Genomic DNA, 18,293 nt, shown 5'->3' with positions numbered 1-18,293 from the left:
GCAACAAGACCATGTTAAAGATGGATTTTCCTGCCCGACTTCAGGCCTGAACGGAGACGGCAGGGAGATTGAAGCCACGCAGGATGCGCACCCTGCCCTGCCCGTCACAATCGACCAGGGCCAGCAGGCGCCCGTCGCTGGCAAAAGCGGCGGAACGCTCCTGAGGAGCATCGCCAGGCCACTCAATCTGACGCCCTTGTGAGACGGCGTGACTGGCTTCCGGGTCGAAATGCAGGGCCGGGAGGTCGGAAACTCCCGCCGAAAGCGGCAATAACAGGCGATCCAGCACTTCTTCGCCACGCTCAGCAGCCTCGCGAAGCTGATCCAGGGTGACCATCACCGGCTCACGGAACGGATCGACCCAGAGCCGGCGCAGCGCCGTCAGGTGGGCACCACAGCCCAGACGTTCCCCCAGATCGACCGCCAGGCTGCGGATGTAGGTGCCCGAGCCGCACTCCACATGCAGGGTCAATGTGTCCCCGGTACGGGATACCAGCTCGAGCCGATCAACCTCGACCTCACGGGGCGGAGCCTGAACGGATTCCCCACGCCGGGCCTTCAGGTACAACGGCTCGCCGTCCTGTTTGAGCGCGGAATATACCGGTGGAATCTGAATGATCCGGCCACGCAAAGGCATCAGCGCAGCCTCGATAGCCGTGTCATCCAGTGTGGGAACCGGGCGCTGCTCGACCACCTCGCCCTCGAGATCTGCCGTCGTCGTCGTAACACCCAGGCGGCATTGGGCAACATACGCCTTGCGTGAACCGAGCAGGCTGCCGGCGATCTTGGTGGCCTCACCGAAGCACAAAGGCAACAGGCCGGTGGCCAATGGATCCAGCGCGCCGGTATGACCACCTTTGGCGGCACGCAGAATCGCCAAAGCCATTTGCAGAGCCTTGTTTGAGCTCAATTCCAACGGCTTATCGAGCAGCAGGATGCCGTGCAGGTCACGCGCAGCGGGGCGTTTTCGACGACGACTCATGGCGAATACTGAAACGGTTACGGAAACTCAGTCTTCGTTGCCGTCCGCCTCAGACTGAGGCGAATCCTGGCGCAGCAGGTGCTCGATGCGCTCGCCCTTGTCGACCGAATCGTCGTACTTGAAGCGCAGTTCCGGTACGCGGCGCAGGCGCATCTGGCGCGAGAGGCTGCGACGGAATTCGCCCCCCAGTTCGTTGAGCGCCTTGACGGCTTCCTTCGATTGCGCCGGCAGCAACGCGGTTACCCATACGGTGGCCCAATCCAGGTCACGTGTTACTTCCACGTCCGATACGCTGCACGAGGGCAAGCCGTGATCGCGCACGGCAGCATGCACCAAAGTACCGATCTCACGGCGGAGTTCGGCGCCGACGCGGTCTGTGCGTTTGAAGTCGCGTGATGGCATGGGTAGCTCCTATCCCTGACAACAGGGATGTGGCAGCGAATAGCAAAGACACTGGTTCGCTAGGTTACGACAAGAGAAAAAGCCCGGGCAAAGCATGCCCGGGCTTCGAATCAATAGAACGTGGAGTTTTCGCGCCTTCGCTACTTGCTCCTCGTCCCTTTCATTACAGCGTGCGGGCAACCTCGATACGCTCGAAGCACTCGATCTGGTCACCGACCTTCACGTCGTTGTACTGCTTCACCGCGATACCGCATTCCATGCCGCTGCGAACTTCGTCGACCAGGTCTTTGAAGCGGCGCAGCGATTCCAGTTCGCCCTGGAAGATCACCGTGTTGTCGCGCAGCACGCGGATTGGCTTGCTGCGCTTGACCACGCCTTCCACGACCATGCAACCGGCCACGGCGCCGAACTTGGAGCTGCGGAAAACATCGCGCACCTGGGCGATACCGATGATTTCTTCGCGCACTTCCACGCCCAGCAGACCCGATGCCGCCTGCTTCACCTGATCAATCACGTCATAGATGATCGAGAAGTAACGGACGTCCAGACCCGCGGTATCGATCACCTTGCGTGCCGAGGCGTCAGCACGAACGTTGAAGCCGATGACCAGCGCCTTGGACGCTGCTGCGAGCGTGGCATCGGATTCGGTGATGCCGCCGACGCCAGCTGCAATCACGTTCACCTTCACGTTTTCGTTACCGATCTGGCTCAGCGACTCGCGCAAGGCCTGCACAGAACCCTGTACGTCGGCCTTGACCAGGATATTGAGCGTCTGCTGCTCGGCGCCCTGGCCCATCTGGGCCATGATGTCTTCGAGACGGTTGGCCTTGCTGACCATGCGTGTTTCGCGGCGCTTGAGCTGACGCTCAGCCGCCACTTCACGTGCCAGACGCTCATCGGCCACCACCACAAAATCGTCGCCCGATTCCGGCACGCCAGACAAGCCGAGCACCTGCACGGGAATGGAAGGACCGGCTTCCTGAACGGTCTTGCCGGTTTCATCGACCAGCGCTCGCATGCGACCGTACTCGATACCGCAGACAACGAAGTCGCCGCGCTTGAGCGTACCTTGCTGCACCAGCACGGTGGCCACCGGGCCACGACCACGGTCGAGGCTGGATTCGATCACCACGCCGGAAGCAGGACCGTCCTTCACGGCGGTCAGTTCCATCACTTCGGCTTGTACCGAAATGGCATCGAGCAGATCGTCGATACCCATGCCCGTCTTGGCCGAAACCGGCACGAACGGCGTGTCGCCACCCCACTCTTCCGGAATCACCTCGAGATTGCCGAGGCCCTGCTTGACGTTGTCCGGATTGGCATCGGACTTGTCCATCTTGTTGACAGCGACGATCAGCGGCACCTTGGCGGCATGAGCGTGCTGCACAGCCTCCTTGGTCTGCGGCATGACGCCGTCGTCGGCCGCCACCACCAGCACGACGATATCCGTGGATTGCGCACCGCGTGCACGCATAGAGGTGAACGCTGCGTGGCCTGGCGTATCGAGGAAAGTAATCACGCCCTTGGGCGTTTCCACGTGATACGCGCCGATGTGCTGGGTAATGCCGCCCGCTTCACCCGCTGCCACCTTGGTGCGACGGATGTAATCGAGCAGCGAGGTCTTGCCGTGGTCGACGTGGCCCATGATGGTGACCACCGGCGGACGTGCAAAGCGCTCGCCTTCGAGCTCGGCGTTCTGGGTGTGCGCGGCCAGTGCAGCTTCCGCACCCTGATCGCTCGCTTCCACCGGCTTGTGGCCGAGTTCTTCCACCACCAGCACGGCGGTGTCGAGATCGATGGTCTGGTTGATGGTGGCCATCACGCCCATCTTGAACAGCGCTTTCACCACTTCCGAACCCTTCACCGCCATCTTCTGCGCGAGTTCGGCTACGACGTTGGCGTCACCCACAACCACTTCGCGCACGACCGGCGCGGTAGGACGCGAGAAACCATGCGCACCAGTGGCCGCAGCTGAATTGCCGGAACGCGGCACGTCACGCGAGGAGCCCTTGCCGGACTTGCCACGTTTGGTGGAACGACGCGCGCGATCGGCTTCGGAAAGGTGCAGCTCGCCGGCGGCAAAACGCTTGCCACCCGGTACATCGTCGCGCTCGCGGACGGCGTGGCGCGGCTTGTTGCGGTTATCCGCACCACCCGCCGCTGCGGCGGCGGGGGCCGGCGCGGGTGCAGGAGCCGGCGTAGGAGCAACGGCAACGGGCTTCTTTTCACGCTTGCGCGGTTCGTGGATACGCGGAAGGATCATACCCAGCGAATGCTGGTCGATACGCTGCACAGGCACGGCTACCGGCTCGGAAGCGCCCTTCGGCTCCGTTTCGGATGGTGCAGATTTGACCTCCACCCCATCATCAGCAACCGTTTCTTCAACAAAATGCTGCTCTTCGGCTGCGGCGGCAGCAGCGGCGGCAGCTTCGGCAGCGGCTTGCGCTTCCTGACGCGCACGCTCCGCTTCAGCTTCGCGGCGGGCCTCTTCCTCAGCGCGCTGGCGCGCCTCTTCCTGGCGACGATGTTCTGCATCGACGCGTTCGGTTTCTTCATGCTCACGCTGTTGCTGCGATTCATGCAGTTTGCGCAGTGCATCTTCGCGCGTCGTATCCGCGCTGGCTTCCTCGGCAATCACGCTGCGCTTGACGTAGGTGCGCTTGGCGCGCACTTCCACGTTCACGGTCTTGGCGCTGCTCTGCGTGCCGCGGCCACCTGGCGTGGCGACCTTCAGCTCGCTGATCTTGCGGCGCTTCAGGGTAATTTGCCGAGGCGAGGAGTCTTCCGCTTCGGGAGCAACGTCGGACTTGCCGTGCGTGCGACGCAGGAAGCCCAGCAGCTTCACCTTTTCGGTGCTGCTGATGACTTGCTCCGGATCGGAGAATTTCATGCCAGCCTCGCCAAGCTGCGTGAGCAACCTGTCGACTGGCATACCCAGAACCTGGGCGAGTTGTTTGATCGTGACATCCGACATCGTGTTCTTTCTCCGCCGTTCCCGCGCTTATCGTCCGTACAAAACAAAAGTGCTTTGCACGGTCACCTCCATCCTTGGTGGAAACCCAAAGGGTTCCTCGGCACGCCCATCCAGGGCGTGTCGCCCGCGGTTAGCCGCCCTTTTCCAGCTTCGCAATCATCGGCGCGCGTGCGGCCATGATGAGTGCTGCAGCACGATCTTCGTCCATGCCTTCGATATCGATCAGGTCGTCGACTGCAAGGTCGGCCAGATCGTCCACGGTCACCACGCCGCGCTCGGCGAGCGCATAAGCCGTGGCTTCGTCCATGCCCTTCAGCTCGAGCAGCTCCTGCGACGGCTGGTGCTCGTCGAGGGTCTCCTCGACTGCCAGGGCTTCCGTCAGCAGCGAGTCGCGAGCGCGGGCGCGAAGTTCCTCGACGATATCCTCGTCGAAGCCTTCGATGGCTAGCAGCTCGGCGCTCGGTACGTAAGCGATTTCCTCGACGCTGGAAAAACCTTCCTGCACGAGGATGTTGGCAATTTCCTGGTCCACTTCCAGCTTGTCCATGAACAGCTGGCGGGCAGATTCCTGTTCGGCTTCGCTCTTGGCGGCGACCTGGTCCTGGGTCATCACGTTGAGCTGCCAGCCGGTGAGCTTGCTGGCGAGGCGCACGTTCTGGCCACCGCGGCCGATGGCCTGCGAGAGCTTGTCTTCGGCCACCGCGATGTCCATCGAGTGCTTGTCTTCGTCCATGATGATGGACTGCACTTCCGCCGGCGCCATCGCATTGATGACGTACTGCGCCTGATTCTCGTGCCACAGGATGATGTCCACGCGCTCGCCATTGAGCTCGTTCGACACCGCCTGCACGCGCGAGCCGCGCATGCCGATGCAGGCACCGATGGGATCGGTACGGCTGTCGTGCGCGACCACGGCAATCTTGGCGCGATCGCCCGGATCGCGGGCGCAGCCCTTGATTTCAACCAGGCCCTGGCCCACTTCCGGCACTTCGAGCTTGAACAGCTCGATCATGAATTCTGGTGCAGCGCGCGACACGAACAACTGCGGACCGCGCACTTCGGAGCGCACTTCCTGCAGGTAGCCACGCACGCGATCGCCGACGCGATGCGATTCGCGCGGAATGGTCTTGTCGCGCGGAATGAAGGCTTCGGCGTTGCTGCCGAGGTCGAGGTAAATGTTGCCGCGCTCGACACGCTTGACGATGCCGGTGACCAACTCACCCACGCGATCCTTGAACGCATCGACCACTTGCTGGCGTTCGGCTTCGCGCACGCGCTGCACGATCACCTGCTTTGCGGCCTGGGCTGCAATGCGGCCGAATTCGGCGTTTTCGATCTGCTGCTCGATGTATTCGCCGATGGCGGCGTCCGCGCGCTCGTCCACTGCGTCCATCAGGCGCAGTTGGCGGAACGGCGATTCCATCTCGCCATCATCGGCGATCACTTCCCAGCGACGGAAGGTTTCATAGTCGCCTGAAGTGCGATCGATGCTGACGCGGATGTCCGGGTCTTCGTCCGGGTAGCGCTTTTTGGCAGCGGACGCCAAGGCAGCCTCCATGGCCAGGAAGATCACGTCACGCGACACGCCCTTTTCATTGGCGACCGCATCAACTACCAGCAAAAGCTCTTTGCTCATTGCAACCACTCCGTGAACGCCGTCCGGCATCCCATCGACAGATTGACCAGTTCAATACTCATTTCTTCTTACCCGGCTTGCGACCGCCGGGTTTGGGCTGCGGCACATACCCGAGCGCCACCCAGTCCGGCACGATACGCGCGCTTTCCACTGCGTCGTGCCCGAATTGAAACACTTTGCCTTCGGCTTCCAGCGCAATCAGGCTGCCTTCCACCGAGGCCACTTTGCCGCGCAAGCGGCGGCGGCCTTCGAGCGGCGCTGTCAACAGCACCTTCACTTCCTTACCAACCACCTTGGCGAACTGACCGACCGTGAAGAGTGGACGGTCGATACCCGGCGAGGACACTTCCAATAAGTAATGCCCGGGGATCGGGTCTTCAACGTCGAGCATCGCCGACAGCTCGCGGCTAGCCGCTTCGCAGTCGTCGAGCGTGACTTCGCGCCCATCCGCATCCAGATACACACGCAACGTACTCTGCCCCTGCGAAGGGCTGAATTCCACGCCGAGACATTCCAACTGCAGATCAGCCAAAACCTCGGTAAAACGTTGTGCTAGAGCTTGCGTGTCCATGTCATCCGTTAACCGTCAGAAACAAAAAATGGGCTCAAGCGGCCCATTCCCTTATCTCGCCGATGTCCCGACTCCTCCAGACTCTTTCCCCCGCGCCTATCGTGCCATTTTGCCCGATTAAACGCGCTCGCATCCTTGCGCCCAACAAAAAAGCCTCACGAGGAGGCTTTCTTGTCCAAGAAAGATCTGGTAGCGGGGGCAGGATTCGAACCTGCGACCTTCGGGTTATGAGCCCGACGAGCTGCCAGACTGCTCCACCCCGCATCAGAGTCCGAGAATTCTAGCGAGATGGCAGAATTCTTGCAAGTCTTAAAACTGAAAATTTCTCGATCACAGATGTGTAACGCGACACTCAACCGACAAATGCCTGCTTGCACCAGCCCAGCAGCGGGCCCCAGTACACACCCAGCACCAGCAACACCAACGCATTCAGCGACAGCGCAAGACGCAGGGTGACATCAGGCTGAAGACGCACTTCGGTTCCTTCCACCGGCTTGTCGAAATACATCACCTTCACAACATGCAGGTAGTAGTACAAACCGATGATGGCGAACACAGCACCCACGATAGCCAACCACATCATGCCGGCGTGGATCGCAGCTTGCAGCACGAGCAGCTTGGCGAAGAAGCCAAACATCGGCGGCACACCCGCCAACGAGAACATACACAGCAGCATCAAGAACGCCATCCACGGCGAACGCTGATTCAAGCCCTTGAAGTCGTCGATTTCTTCACACTCGAAACCCGCACGGCTCAGCGCAAGAATCACACCGAAGGCAGCCGTCGACATCAGCGCATAGCTGATCGCATAGAACATCGCCGAGGAATAACCTTCCGGCCCTGCATTGACCAGACCCAGCAACAGGTAACCCATGTGGGAAATGGTCGAGTACGCAAGCAGACGCTTCAGATTGGTCTGCACAATGGCAACCAAGTTGCCGATTGCCAGCGAGAGCACAGCCAATACCGCCAGCATCAACTGCCAGTGCTGCGACAGATCAGCCATGCCGGTCCCGAGCAAGCGGAACGCCATACCGAATGCCGCCAGCTTTGGTGCGGAACCGATGAACACGGTTACGGCAGTAGGCGAGCCTTGGTAGACGTCTGGAATCCACATGTGGAACGGCGCAGCACCCAGCTTGAATGCAATACCGATGATCATGAAGATCAGGCCGAACACCAGCAGATGCGGCATCTGGCTATGCGGGATCGCATCACGCAGTTGCGCCAGATCCAGCGTACCGGTGGCACCGTAGACCATCGACATGCCATACAACAGCATGCCCGAGGCCAACGCGCCCAGCACGAAGTACTTGATGGCGGCTTCCGACGAAAGCTGCGAATCGCGGTTTAGTGCAACCAGCGCGTACGACGAGAGTGTCAGCAGTTCCAGACCCAGGTAAATCATGATCAGGTTGCCAGCCGATACCAGCAGCATCACGCCGATCACCGCGAAGATCATCAGCGTGTAGAACTCGCCGACAAACAGCTTTCGGTCACTCAGGTAGGGCTTGGCATAGATGAACACCAGGATGGTGCTCAGCAAGGCAAAGACCTTGAGGATCTCCGCCATTCCGTCGCGGATGAACATACCGTTGAACGCGGTTACAGCGCCGTCAGGCTGGTGAGCCATGACCAGGTAGATGCCGGCGGCGAGCACGAAGATCGACGCCCAGTGAATCGTGATGCCACGCTGGTTTTCCGGCAGGAAGGCATCTGCAAGCAGGAGCACACACGCCGCGGCAACCAGATAGAACTCTGGCACCATGATGAGAATGTCGTTAAAAGTCGGCATGGTCGCTCTCGATCAAACCTTATGGATGGCCAACAGCTGGACCAGCTGCGTGACCGAGCTGTCCATCAGATGGGTCAGCGGCTCAGGCCAGACGCCGATGATCAGCACCAGCGCGGCAAATGCACCGAGCACGAGGGTTTCGCGCCCGTTAATGTCCTTCATCTCGGCCACATGGGAATTGGTCACCTCGCCCCACAGCACCCGCTTCACCAGCCACAGCGTGTAGGCCGCGCCGATAATCAGGGTGAAGGCAGCAAACAACGCAATCCACGGACTGGCGCTGAAGCTGGCGAGAATCACCATGAACTCACCTACGAAACCGCTGGTGCCCGGCAGGCCGCAATTGGCCATGGCAAACAGCACATAGAAGAAACCAAACCACGGCATCACGTTGATCACGCCGCCGTAATCCTTGATCAGGCGAGTGTGCATGCGGTCGTACAGCACCCCGATGCACGAGAACATCGCGCCCGAGATAAAGCCGTGCGAAATCATCTGCACCATCGCACCCTGCATACCCAAACGGGCTGCATCGGTATTGCCCTGCTCGCGCACCAGCATGAAGGCGATGAAGATGCCGAGGGTAACAAAGCCCATGTGCGCCACGGACGAGTACGCCACCAGCTTCTTCATGTCTTCCTGCACCAGCGCCACATAGCCGATGTAGACCACGGCAATCAGGCTCAGCAGGATGACCAGCCAGGCGAACTGCGCAGAAGCATCCGGCACGATCGGCAGGCTGAAACGCAGGAATCCGTAGCCACCGATCTTCAGCATCACCGCGGCCAGCACCACCGAACCGCCCGTCGGGGCTTCCACGTGGGCATCCGGCAACCAGGTGTGCACCGGCACCATCGGCACCTTCACCGCGAACGCGATGAGGAAGGCGAAGAACAACCAGCTCTGCTCCTGCAGCGTGAGCGGCAGCGTCGCCAGCGTGTGCAGATCGAACGTGCCTGCCTTCAGGTACAGGTAGATCAGGCCGATCAACATGAAGATCGAGCCCAGGAAGGTGTAGATAAAGAACTTCAGTGTCGCGTAGACACGACGTGGACCACCCCAGATACCGATGAGGATGAACATCGGAATCAACATCGCCTCGAAGAACACGTAGAACAGCAAGGCGTCGGTCGCGCAGAACACACCGATCATCAGGCCTTCGAGCACCAGCATCGCAGCCATGTATTGGTGCGGCTTGTCCTGGATCACTTCCCAGGCACCAATGATCACCAAGATGCCCACGAACGTGGTCAGCAGGATCAGCGCGACCGAGATGCCATCCACCGCCAGGGCGTAATGGACGTTGAGCGCCGAAATCCACACGTGATTTTCGGCCAGTTGCATGCCGCCTGCGCCCGTATTGTATTGCGGAATCAGGTACAGGCTGACGGCAAAGGTGAGGATGGCTACCAACAAGGACAGCCAGCGGGCCGTGTTAGGACGGTCCGAACCGGCCAACAGGACAGGCACCGCGCCTGCGATGGGCAGCCAGATCAGCAGGCTGAGCAGATGATTGAACATGGAGCTCGCTTCCCTTATTGCCCGACCAGCCAGTACCCACCCAGAAGCAGGATGAGGCCGAGGATCATCGCAAACGCGTAGTGATACAGATAACCGGATTGGAGACGACGCACGCCCGATGCGATGCGCTTGATCGTGCTGGCGGAGCCGTCGATCAGCACACCGTCGATCACTGCGGCATCGCCACCCTTCCAGAACATGCGACCCAGTGCGACGCCACCACGCGCGAAGATCGCGAAGTAGATGTCATCGACCCAATACTTGCGATCGAGGATCACCCAGATCGGCTTCAGCGCGCTCTTGATCTTGTCGGCCACCGACGGGTTAAACAGATAGATGTAAGTGGTGATGATAAACGCCGCCAGCACCAGGAAGAACGGCAGCTGGGTAAAGCCTTGCAGCGCCATCGCCATTGAGCCGCCGAATTCCTTGCCGATTTCACCGAGCACGTTGTTGGCCTCGTCGACGTGCACTGCACTACCGAACCAGTTGCCGAACAACATTGGCTGCACGGTAAAGAAGCCCACGAGCAGCGACGGAATGGCCAGCAGGATCAGCGGCAGCGTGACCACCCACGGCGATTCCTTGGGTGCATGGTGCAGCACGCCAGGCTCGTGATGGCCGTGATCGTCATGGTGATCATCGTGGCCGTGTGCATCGTGGTGATCATGATGCTCAACCACCTTGAAGCGTTCCTTGCCATGGAAGGTCATGTACATCTGGCGGAACGTATACGTTGCCGTCACAAACGCGCCAACCACCACGCAGAAGTATGCGTAACCGGAACCCCAGCGATGCGACTCGTGCACCGCATCGATGATCGAATCCTTGGAATAGAAGCCCGAGAAGAACGGTACGCCGCACAGTGCCAGGGCACCGATCCACATCGTGATGCAGGTAATCGGCATGTACTTGCGCAGACCACCCATGTAGCGCATGTCCTGCTCGTGGTGCATGGCGATGATCACCGAGCCCGCGCCCAAGAACAGCAGCGCCTTGAAGAAGGCGTGCGTCATCAGGTGGAACACGGCACCGGCGTAAGCCGACACACCCAACGCCACCGTCATGTAACCCAGCTGCGACAGCGTCGAATACGCCACCACACGCTTGATGTCGTTCTGCACGATACCGATCAGGCCAGTGAACAGCGCACCGGTAGCGCCGATGACCAGCACGAAACTCAGCGCGGTGTCGGACAGTTCATACAGCGGCGACATGCGCGCCACCATGAAGATGCCGGCGGTCACCATCGTTGCCGCGTGGATCAGCGCGGAGATCGGGGTCGGGCCTTCCATCGAGTCGGGCAGCCACACGTGCAGCGGCACCTGCGCCGATTTACCCATCGCGCCAATGAACAGCAGGATGCAGATCACCGTCGCCGCGTCCCAGTGGATGTTCTGGGTCAACGTCAGCGTCTTACCCACCAGGGTCGGAGCCGAGGCGAACGCCGTGGCGTAATCCAGCGTACCCAGGAAGTACAGGATTGCAGCAATACCAAGCAGGAAGCCGAAGTCGCCCACGCGGTTGACGAGGAATGCCTTGAGGTTGGCGAAGATTGCAGTCGGACGCTTGTACCAGAAGCCGATCAGCAGGTATGACACCAGGCCCACTGCTTCCCAGCCGAAGAACAACTGCAGGAAGTTGTTGCTCATCACGAGCATCAACATCGAGAAGGTGAACAGCGAGATGTAGCTGAAGAAGCGCTGGTAGCCGTCGTCATCCGCCATGTAGCCGATGGTGTAGACATGCACCAACAGCGACACGAAGGTCACTACCACCATCATCATGGCAGTGAGGCGATCGATCAGGAAACCCACGCTAGCCGTGTACTTGCCAATCTCGAACCAGGTATAGAGATTGTGGTTGTAGACCGGCGCACCACCCGCAGTGATCTGGTACAGCACATAGAACGACAGGCCGCAGGAAACCAGCAAGCCCAGAATGGTGACGCTATGTGCGCCGACGCGGCCGATCTGCTTGCCGAGGAAACCCGCCAGCAAGCATCCCACCAGCGGCGCCAGTGCGATAGTCAACAGTATGGAGGAGGAAAGTTCCATGGTGCTCAGCCCTTCATGCTGTCGATTTCGGCGACGTTGACCGTTCTGCGGTTACGGAACAGCAGGACCAGGATCGCCAGGCCGATTGCAGACTCTGCGGCGGCCACGGTGAGGATGAAGAAAACGAAGACCTGCCCGGCCACGTCGTGATTGAAGCGGGAGAAGGCCACGAAGTTGATGTTCACGGCAAGCAGCATCAACTCGATCGCCATCAGCAACACGATGACGTTCTTGCGGTTGATGAACAGGCCGGCCACCGAGATACAGAACAGGATCGCGCCAAGCACGATGTAGTGTGAAAGCGTAATCATGGCTTGGGCTCCTGGGCCGGTGCAGCCTGGCTGTCGACAGGACGCTCGGCTGCCATCTTCACCACGCGCACACGGTCGCGCGGATTGACCAGCACCTGCTCGCTGGCTTGCTGATGACGCACACCGGTGCGCTGGCGCAAGGTGAGTGCCACAGCGGCGACCACACCCACGGTGAGGATGAGCGCAGCGACTTCGAACGGCAGCAGATAGTCGGTGTAGAGCGCGTGGCCCAGCCATGCGGTGTTGGACATGCCCGCGGCGGTAGCCGGATTCTCACCCATGGTCTGGGCATGCAGCACACGCACGCCAATCAGGCCGAGCATTTCCACCAGCATCGCGACCGCGACGATCAGGCCGACCGGCAAGAATTTCACGAAGCCCTCGCGCAGCTTTTCCTGGTCGATGTCGAGCATCATCACCACGAACAGGAACAGCACCATCACCGCGCCGACGTAGACCACGATCAGGGCGATTGCGAGAAATTCCGCCTCGGCGAGCATCCAGATGCAGGCGGTACTGAAGAAGGTGAGCACCAAGGCGAGCACGGCGTGTACCGAGTTGCGCAGGGTAACCACCGACAGCGCCGCCACGACGGTGACCGCGGCGAAGGCGTAGAAACAAACAAGTTGGAACACAGAAGGATCAATCATCAGTCGTGTCCTCAGCGATAGGCCGCGTCTTGCGCACGTGCCGCCGCGACTTCAGCCTCGAAGCGATCACCGATGGCGAGCAGCTGAGGCTTGGTCACCACGTTCTCGCCGCGATGTTCGAAGTGGTATTCATGCACATGCGTCTCCACGATCGAGTCCACCGGGCAGCTTTCTTCGCAGAATCCGCAGAAGATGCACTTGAACAAGTCGATGTCGTAGCGCGTGGTGCGGCGTTGGCCGTCGCTCGGACGCGGAGCGGAATCGATGGTGATGGCCAATGCGGGGCACACGGCTTCACACAGCTTGCACGCGATGCATCGCTCTTCGCCGTTGGCATAACGACGCAGCGCGTGCAGACCGCGAAAGCGGTTGGACTTGGGAATGTGCTCCATCGGATAGCGCATCGTGTACTTGGGACTGACCAAGTAACGGGCCGTCAACGCCATGCCCTTGAGCAATTCGATGAGCAGCAGGCTTTTGAAGTAGTTGGTAATGCGAGACATGGCTTTCTTTAGCCCCCCGTGCCGATGTGAACCCAGCCGTAGTACTTCATGCAACCGGCGACGAACACCCACACGATGGCGATGGGAATGAATACCTTCCAACCCAGGCGCATGATCTGGTCATAGCGATAGCGCGGGAAAGTGGCGCGGAACCACAGGAACAGGAACGCGAAGAAGAAAGCCTTCAGCAATAGCCAGATGAAACTGGCGTGTCCAAGCACCGGCACGCTTTCCGGGAACGGACTCAGCCAGCCGCCCATGAACAGGAGCGAAGCCAGGAAGGCGACCAGAATCATGTTGGCGTATTCGGCCAGGAAGAACAGCGCGAACGTAGAGCCCGAATATTCCACATGGAAACCGGCGACGATTTCCGACTCGCCTTCGGCCACGTCAAAGGGCGCGCGATTGGTTTCGGCCACACCCGAGATGAAATAGACCACGAACACTGGCAGCAGCGGCCACATGAACCAGTCCAGGATGCCCTTGTGACCGCTCTGTGCCGTGACGATGTCGGTGAGATTGAGGCTGCCCGCGAGCACCAGCACGCAGACCAGGCACAAGCCCATCGCCAATTCGTAGGAGATCACCTGCGCGGCCGAGCGCATGGCGCCCAGCAGCGCATAGCGCGAGTTGGAGGCCCAGCCGGCGAGGATGATGCCGTACACACCCAGCGATGTCATCGCGAGCAGATAGAGCAGACCAGCATTGGCGTTGGACAACGCAAAGCGCGCACCGAAAGGTACCACCGCCCATGCTGCCAGCGCGGGAATCAAGGCCAGCAGCGGTGCCGTGTAATACAGGAACTTGTTGGCATTGGTAGGAAGGATCACTTCCTTGCAGATCAGCTTCACCACGTCGGCGAAGGCCTGCAACAAACCCAACGGACCGACCTGGTTGGGCCCCATACGCACGTGCATCCAGCCGAGCACCTTGCGTTCCCAGTACACGTACAGCGCCACCGTCAGGGTGAGCGGAATGACGACCGCCAGGACCAGCAATATAGGGATGATTAGCTGATGAAGAATCTGATCGCCCATGATTTACGCCTTGCTCAAGGTGATAGCCGCGCCGTAAGGCGGCAGCGTCGCGGTCTGATCGTGGGCGGCTTCGATCCACACGGCGCCATCGGGCACCGTCGCATCGATCGCCACTGGCAAAACAACATTCGCGAGCTTGACCTGATCGCCCTCGCCCAATCCATGCCGCCGTGCCTCGGCCTCATTCAAGCGGGCCGCCGGCGCACGATTAAGTGGGTGGGCCTGTAGCGCGGTAGCGCGACGCAACACCGCGTCGCTGCGGTAGATTGGCCAGGTAGCGAGACGGCTCAGACCCTGGACCTGCTTACGCTCGGCCAGACCCTGCGTGCCAACCGGATTACCTTCCACGATGCCGCTGCGCAGACCGGCCAGATCGTCGAATTCAAAGCCGGCCAACTTCATCAGGCCGCCCAGTGCACGCAATACCTTCCAGCCCGGACGTGTTTCGCCCGGCGCCTTAGCGCCAGCCTCGACACGCTGCGCAAAACCGTCGACGTTAACCAGCGTGCCATCGATTTCCGGCAGAAGGCCAATCGGCAGGATCACATCGGCCACATCGCGCAGCGCCGGGCTGGCAAAGGCGGTGAAAGCAATGATGTGCTGCGTGCCGTGCAGGGCATTGGTGACAGCCGTACCGTCCGCGAAGTCATGCGGCAACTCAACGCCGTAAAGTACGTAAGCCTTGCGCGGTTGAGCCAGCATGGCCTGTGCATGCAGACCGCCATGGCCCGGCAGCACACCCACCTTGGCCAGTCCAATCGCATTGGCGCCGGCCGGCAGCTCGTTGTACGAAGCACCCGTTGCCTCGGCGATGAAACGCGCGATGGCACGAAGCCAGGAGGCCTGCGGATGGGTGACCGCCGCCTCGCCCAAAATCACCACGGCATGACCCGACTTGAGCGCGGCGATGGCATCGGCGTCGCCCTGATCGTTGGCAGCAGCGTTGATCGCGTCGGCCAGATGGGCTGGTGCCGTAACACCGGCAGCCACCGCAGCCTTCGCCAGCGACAGCAGTGCGTCGGGCAGTGCGTGCGGCGCGACAATCGCCTCGCCCGCGAGCTTGTAGTTGAAATGGAATTCTGCCGGATTGACGGCATACACCTTGGCGCCCTTCTTCACCGCTTGATGCACGCGATGATTGAGCAGCGGCATTTCATGACGCAGGTCAGAGCCGACCAGCAGCGCCGCCTTCACCTTATCCACACCTGCTACCGGCATGCCGAATGAGCGAGCGACGGCGTTATCAGCGAAATCGAGCTGACGCAGGCGATGGTCGACGTGCGCGCTGCCAAGACCGCGCGCCAGACGCACGAGCAGGTCGCCTTCTTCGTTGGTGGTCGACGGATGCACCAGCACGCCGAGATCGTTGCCGGAAACGCTCTTCAGCGCTTCGGCCGCAGCGGCCAACGCATCTTCCCAGGTGGTGTTCTGCCACTGGCCGTTGCGCTTCAACTGCGGTGCATGCACGCGATCTGCGGCATACAGGCCCTGGTGGCTGTAGCGATCACGGTCAGACAGCCAGCATTCGTTGACGGCTTCGTTGTCGCGCGGCACCGTGCGCAGCACTTCGCCGCGGCGTGAATGCAACCACAAGTTGGAACCCAGCGCATCGTGATAGGCAATCGACGGCTTGGCGATCAGTTCCCATGCACGGGCCTTGAACTGGAACGGCTTGTTGGTCAGCGCGCCGACCGGGCAGACGTCGATGATGTTACCCGACAGCTCCGTCTCAAGCGTTTTACCAATGTATGTGCCGATCTGCAGGTTCTCGCCGCGGCTCATGCCGCCGAGTTCGTAGGTACCGGCAATCTCACTGGTGAAGCGCACGCAGCGCGTGCACTGGATGCAGCGAGTCATCTCGGTAGCGACCAGCGAGCCGAGGTTTTCATCGGCGATGGTGCGCTTGCGTTCGGTGTAGCGCGACACGCTGCGACCATAGCCAAGCGCAACATCCTGCAGTTCGCACTCGCCGCCCTGATCGCAGATCGGGCAATCGAGTGGATGGTTGATGAGCAGGAACTCCATCACGTCGCGCTGGAATTTCAGCGCCTTTTCCGTGCGGGTGGTGACCTTCATGCCTTCGGCCACCGGGGTAGCGCACGCCGGCTGCGGCTTGGGCATCGGACGACCGCCCATTTCGACGTCGACCAGGCACATGCGGCAATTGGCAGCGATCGGCAGCTTGCGGTGATAGCAGAAGCGCGGAATCGCGATACCGATGGCGTCGGCCGCCTCGATGATCATCGCACCCTTGCGGATCTGCGTAGGCTTGCCATCGATCTCGATGTTCAGAAGATCGGGCGCGGTATTGGCTGGCTGCGCACTCATGCAGCAACTCCACGACGGGTTTCGGCAAGCCGGTCTTCGGTCATCGAGCGACCATGCTGCACGTAATATTCGAATTCATCCCAGAACTTGGCGAGGAAGCCCTGCACCGGCCACGCGGCGGCTTCGCCGAATGCGCAGATGGTGTGGCCCTCGATCTGGCCGGCGATGGCTTTCAGGCGATGCAGGTCATCCTGCGTGCCCTTGCCTTCCACGATGCGGGTCAACACGCGATACATCCAGCCAGTGCCTTCGCGGCATGGCGTGCACTGGCCGCAGGATTCGGCGTGATAAAACTGCGAGATGCGCTGGCAGGCCTTCACCATGCAAGTGGTCTCGTCCATCACGATCACGGCGCCGGAACCCAGGCCCGAACCTGCCTTCTGCAGACAGTCGTAATCCATGGTGGCGTCCATCATTTCGTCGGCGTTGAGCACCTTCATCGAGGAGCCACCGGGAATGACCGCCTTCAGCTTGTTGCCGTTGCGAACACCACCGGCCAATTCCAGCAGGTCCTTGAACGACGTGCCGAGACGGATCTCGAAGTTGCCCGGATTGTTGACGTGACCGGACACCGAGAAGATCTTCGGACCGCCGTTGTTCGGTTTGCCGAGATTGAGGAACCACTCGGCGCCGTTGCGCAGGATGGCCGGCACCGAAGCATAGGTCTCGGTGTTATTGATCGTGGTCGGCTTGCCGTACAGGCCGAAGTTGGCCGGGAACGGCGGCTTGAAGCGCGGCTGGCCTTTCTTGCCTTCGAGCGATTCCATCAATGCGGTTTCTTCGCCGCAGATGTAAGCGCCTGCACCGAGCGCGCCGTAGATGTCGACGTCAATGCCGGTGCCCTGAATGTTTTTGCCGAGTAGCCCCGCAGCATAGGCTTCCTTCAGCGCCTCTTCGAAATGTTCGAAGGGTTCGTGATGGAATTCGCCACGCAGATAGTTGTAGGCCACCGTCGAACCGGTCGCGTAGCACGCGATCGCCAAGCCTTCGATCACCGAATGCGGGTTGTAGCGCAGGATGTCGCGGTCTTTCGCCGTGCCGGGTTCCGACTCGTCGGAGTTGCAGAGAATGTACTTCTGCATGTTGCCCTTCGGCATGAAGGACCACTTCAGACCGGTGGGGAAGCCTGCGCCGCCACGGCCGCGCAGATTGCTGTTCTTGACGATATCGACGATCGAAGCAGGGTCTGGCTTTTCAGCGAGGATCTTCTTCCACGCCTTGTAGCCATCCACCTGCAGATAACTGTCCATCGCCCACGGCTTATCGAAATGCAGCGTGGTATAGACGACCTGGTGTTCCTGGGGTGCGGGTCCGACTGCCATTTTAGAGCCTGCCTATGGATTCCCAGCAGCTCGCGCCGGAAGCTGTTTGCGCGCAAGCCAAGGAAGAACGAAGGAGTGTATGTCGATACACGACTGAGTGATGACGCGGGATTGTGGGCAAACAGACCCGGCCCGAAGGGTTGCTCCGCAGCCGCCGCCATGCGGCAGCGCGCGGCTTGACCAGGGAACCACCCTGCCCTGCGC

General features: G+C 60.7%; 14 protein-coding genes and 1 tRNA gene. All 15 read right to left on the bottom strand.

Going from position 1 to position 18,293, the window contains the following annotated elements; genetic code table 11:
- Nucleotides 1–40: 40 nt before the first annotated feature.
- A complete protein-coding gene (truB, locus tag ISN74_RS07025; RefSeq protein WP_188798653.1) occupies nt 41–982 on the bottom strand; it encodes a tRNA pseudouridine(55) synthase TruB in 942 nt (313 codons plus the stop codon).
- Nucleotides 983–1,009: 27 nt separating this feature from the next.
- Nucleotides 1,010–1,384, bottom strand: coding sequence for a 30S ribosome-binding factor RbfA (rbfA, locus tag ISN74_RS07020; protein WP_188798652.1), 375 nt, complete (start codon nt 1,382–1,384; stop codon nt 1,010–1,012).
- A 163-nt stretch (nt 1,385–1,547) separates the two neighbouring features.
- Nucleotides 1,548–4,358 carry a translation initiation factor IF-2 gene (gene infB / locus ISN74_RS07015; RefSeq protein ID WP_188798651.1) on the bottom strand — a complete coding sequence of 937 codons (2,811 nt, stop codon included), beginning with the start codon at nt 4,356–4,358 and terminating at the stop codon, nt 1,548–1,550.
- A gap of 130 nt (nt 4,359–4,488) precedes the next feature.
- Nucleotides 4,489–5,994 carry a transcription termination factor NusA gene (gene nusA, locus ISN74_RS07010; protein ID WP_188798650.1) on the bottom strand — a complete coding sequence of 502 codons (1,506 nt, stop codon included), beginning with the start codon at nt 5,992–5,994 and terminating at the stop codon, nt 4,489–4,491.
- Nucleotides 5,995–6,052: 58 nt separating this feature from the next.
- The gene (locus ISN74_RS07005; RefSeq protein ID WP_188798649.1) at nt 6,053–6,565 is read right to left on the bottom strand and encodes a ribosome maturation factor RimP; all 513 of its coding nucleotides are present in this window, start codon (nt 6,563–6,565) and stop codon (nt 6,053–6,055) included.
- Between the two features lie 187 nt (nt 6,566–6,752).
- Nucleotides 6,753–6,829 (bottom strand) — tRNA-Met (locus ISN74_RS07000).
- A gap of 88 nt (nt 6,830–6,917) precedes the next feature.
- A complete protein-coding gene (gene nuoN, locus ISN74_RS06995; protein WP_188798648.1) occupies nt 6,918–8,360 on the bottom strand; it encodes an NADH-quinone oxidoreductase subunit NuoN in 1,443 nt (480 codons plus the stop codon).
- 12 nt (nt 8,361–8,372) lie between these two features.
- Complete coding sequence (locus tag ISN74_RS06990; protein WP_188798647.1) at nt 8,373–9,881, bottom strand: NADH-quinone oxidoreductase subunit M; 1,509 nt, start codon at nt 9,879–9,881, stop codon at nt 8,373–8,375.
- A 14-nt stretch (nt 9,882–9,895) separates the two neighbouring features.
- Entirely contained in the window at nt 9,896–11,938 is a 2,043-nt protein-coding gene (nuoL, locus tag ISN74_RS06985) for an NADH-quinone oxidoreductase subunit L (RefSeq protein WP_188798646.1), read from the bottom strand.
- A 5-nt stretch (nt 11,939–11,943) separates the two neighbouring features.
- The gene (gene nuoK / locus ISN74_RS06980) at nt 11,944–12,249 is read right to left on the bottom strand and encodes an NADH-quinone oxidoreductase subunit NuoK (protein ID WP_188798645.1); all 306 of its coding nucleotides are present in this window, start codon (nt 12,247–12,249) and stop codon (nt 11,944–11,946) included.
- Nucleotides 12,246–12,899: an NADH-quinone oxidoreductase subunit J gene (locus ISN74_RS06975; RefSeq protein WP_188798644.1), complete on the bottom strand. Its 654-nt coding sequence runs from the start codon at nt 12,897–12,899 to the stop codon at nt 12,246–12,248. Before ISN74_RS06975 ends, nuoK begins: the two co-directional genes overlap by 4 nt.
- Before the next feature lie 11 nt (nt 12,900–12,910).
- A complete protein-coding gene (gene nuoI / locus ISN74_RS06970) occupies nt 12,911–13,402 on the bottom strand; it encodes an NADH-quinone oxidoreductase subunit NuoI (RefSeq protein WP_188798643.1) in 492 nt (163 codons plus the stop codon).
- Nucleotides 13,403–13,410: 8 nt separating this feature from the next.
- Nucleotides 13,411–14,439 carry an NADH-quinone oxidoreductase subunit NuoH gene (gene nuoH, locus ISN74_RS06965; RefSeq protein WP_188798642.1) on the bottom strand — a complete coding sequence of 343 codons (1,029 nt, stop codon included), beginning with the start codon at nt 14,437–14,439 and terminating at the stop codon, nt 13,411–13,413.
- 3 nt (nt 14,440–14,442) lie between these two features.
- Nucleotides 14,443–16,767, bottom strand: coding sequence for an NADH-quinone oxidoreductase subunit NuoG (gene nuoG / locus ISN74_RS06960; protein ID WP_188798641.1), 2,325 nt, complete (start codon nt 16,765–16,767; stop codon nt 14,443–14,445).
- Complete coding sequence (gene nuoF / locus ISN74_RS06955; protein ID WP_188798640.1) at nt 16,764–18,089, bottom strand: NADH-quinone oxidoreductase subunit NuoF; 1,326 nt, start codon at nt 18,087–18,089, stop codon at nt 16,764–16,766. The genes nuoG and nuoF overlap by 4 nt, the downstream gene beginning before the upstream one ends.
- Nucleotides 18,090–18,293 lie beyond the last annotated feature (204 nt).

Source organism: Dyella caseinilytica (assembly GCF_016865235.1).
Lineage (GTDB): Bacteria > Pseudomonadota > Gammaproteobacteria > Xanthomonadales > Rhodanobacteraceae > Dyella_B > Dyella_B caseinilytica.
This window is presented reverse-complemented; position numbering and strand designations above follow the sequence as displayed.

Bases quoted from the DNA above. Each gene is read 5' to 3' on its own strand.
- ISN74_RS07005 (WP_188798649.1), bottom strand. From the start codon at position 6,565: ATGGACACGCAAGCTCTAGCACAACGTTTTACCGAGGTTTTGGCTGAT.
- nuoN (WP_188798648.1), bottom strand. From the start codon at position 8,360: ATGCCGACTTTTAACGACATTCTCATCATGGTGCCAGAGTTCTATCTG.
- truB (WP_188798653.1), bottom strand. From the start codon at position 982: ATGAGTCGTCGTCGAAAACGCCCCGCTGCGCGTGACCTGCACGGCATC.
- nuoI (WP_188798643.1), bottom strand. From the start codon at position 13,402: ATGTCTCGCATTACCAACTACTTCAAAAGCCTGCTGCTCATCGAATTG.
- infB (WP_188798651.1), bottom strand. From the start codon at position 4,358: ATGTCGGATGTCACGATCAAACAACTCGCCCAGGTTCTGGGTATGCCA.
- nuoF (WP_188798640.1), bottom strand. From the start codon at position 18,089: ATGGCAGTCGGACCCGCACCCCAGGAACACCAGGTCGTCTATACCACG.
- nuoL (WP_188798646.1), bottom strand. From the start codon at position 11,938: ATGGAACTTTCCTCCTCCATACTGTTGACTATCGCACTGGCGCCGCTG.
- ISN74_RS06990 (WP_188798647.1), bottom strand. From the start codon at position 9,881: ATGTTCAATCATCTGCTCAGCCTGCTGATCTGGCTGCCCATCGCAGGC.
- nusA (WP_188798650.1), bottom strand. From the start codon at position 5,994: ATGAGCAAAGAGCTTTTGCTGGTAGTTGATGCGGTCGCCAATGAAAAG.
- nuoG (WP_188798641.1), bottom strand. From the start codon at position 16,767: ATGAGTGCGCAGCCAGCCAATACCGCGCCCGATCTTCTGAACATCGAG.
- rbfA (WP_188798652.1), bottom strand. From the start codon at position 1,384: ATGCCATCACGCGACTTCAAACGCACAGACCGCGTCGGCGCCGAACTC.
- nuoK (WP_188798645.1), bottom strand. From the start codon at position 12,249: ATGATTACGCTTTCACACTACATCGTGCTTGGCGCGATCCTGTTCTGT.
- ISN74_RS06975 (WP_188798644.1), bottom strand. From the start codon at position 12,899: ATGATTGATCCTTCTGTGTTCCAACTTGTTTGTTTCTACGCCTTCGCC.
- nuoH (WP_188798642.1), bottom strand. From the start codon at position 14,439: ATGGGCGATCAGATTCTTCATCAGCTAATCATCCCTATATTGCTGGTC.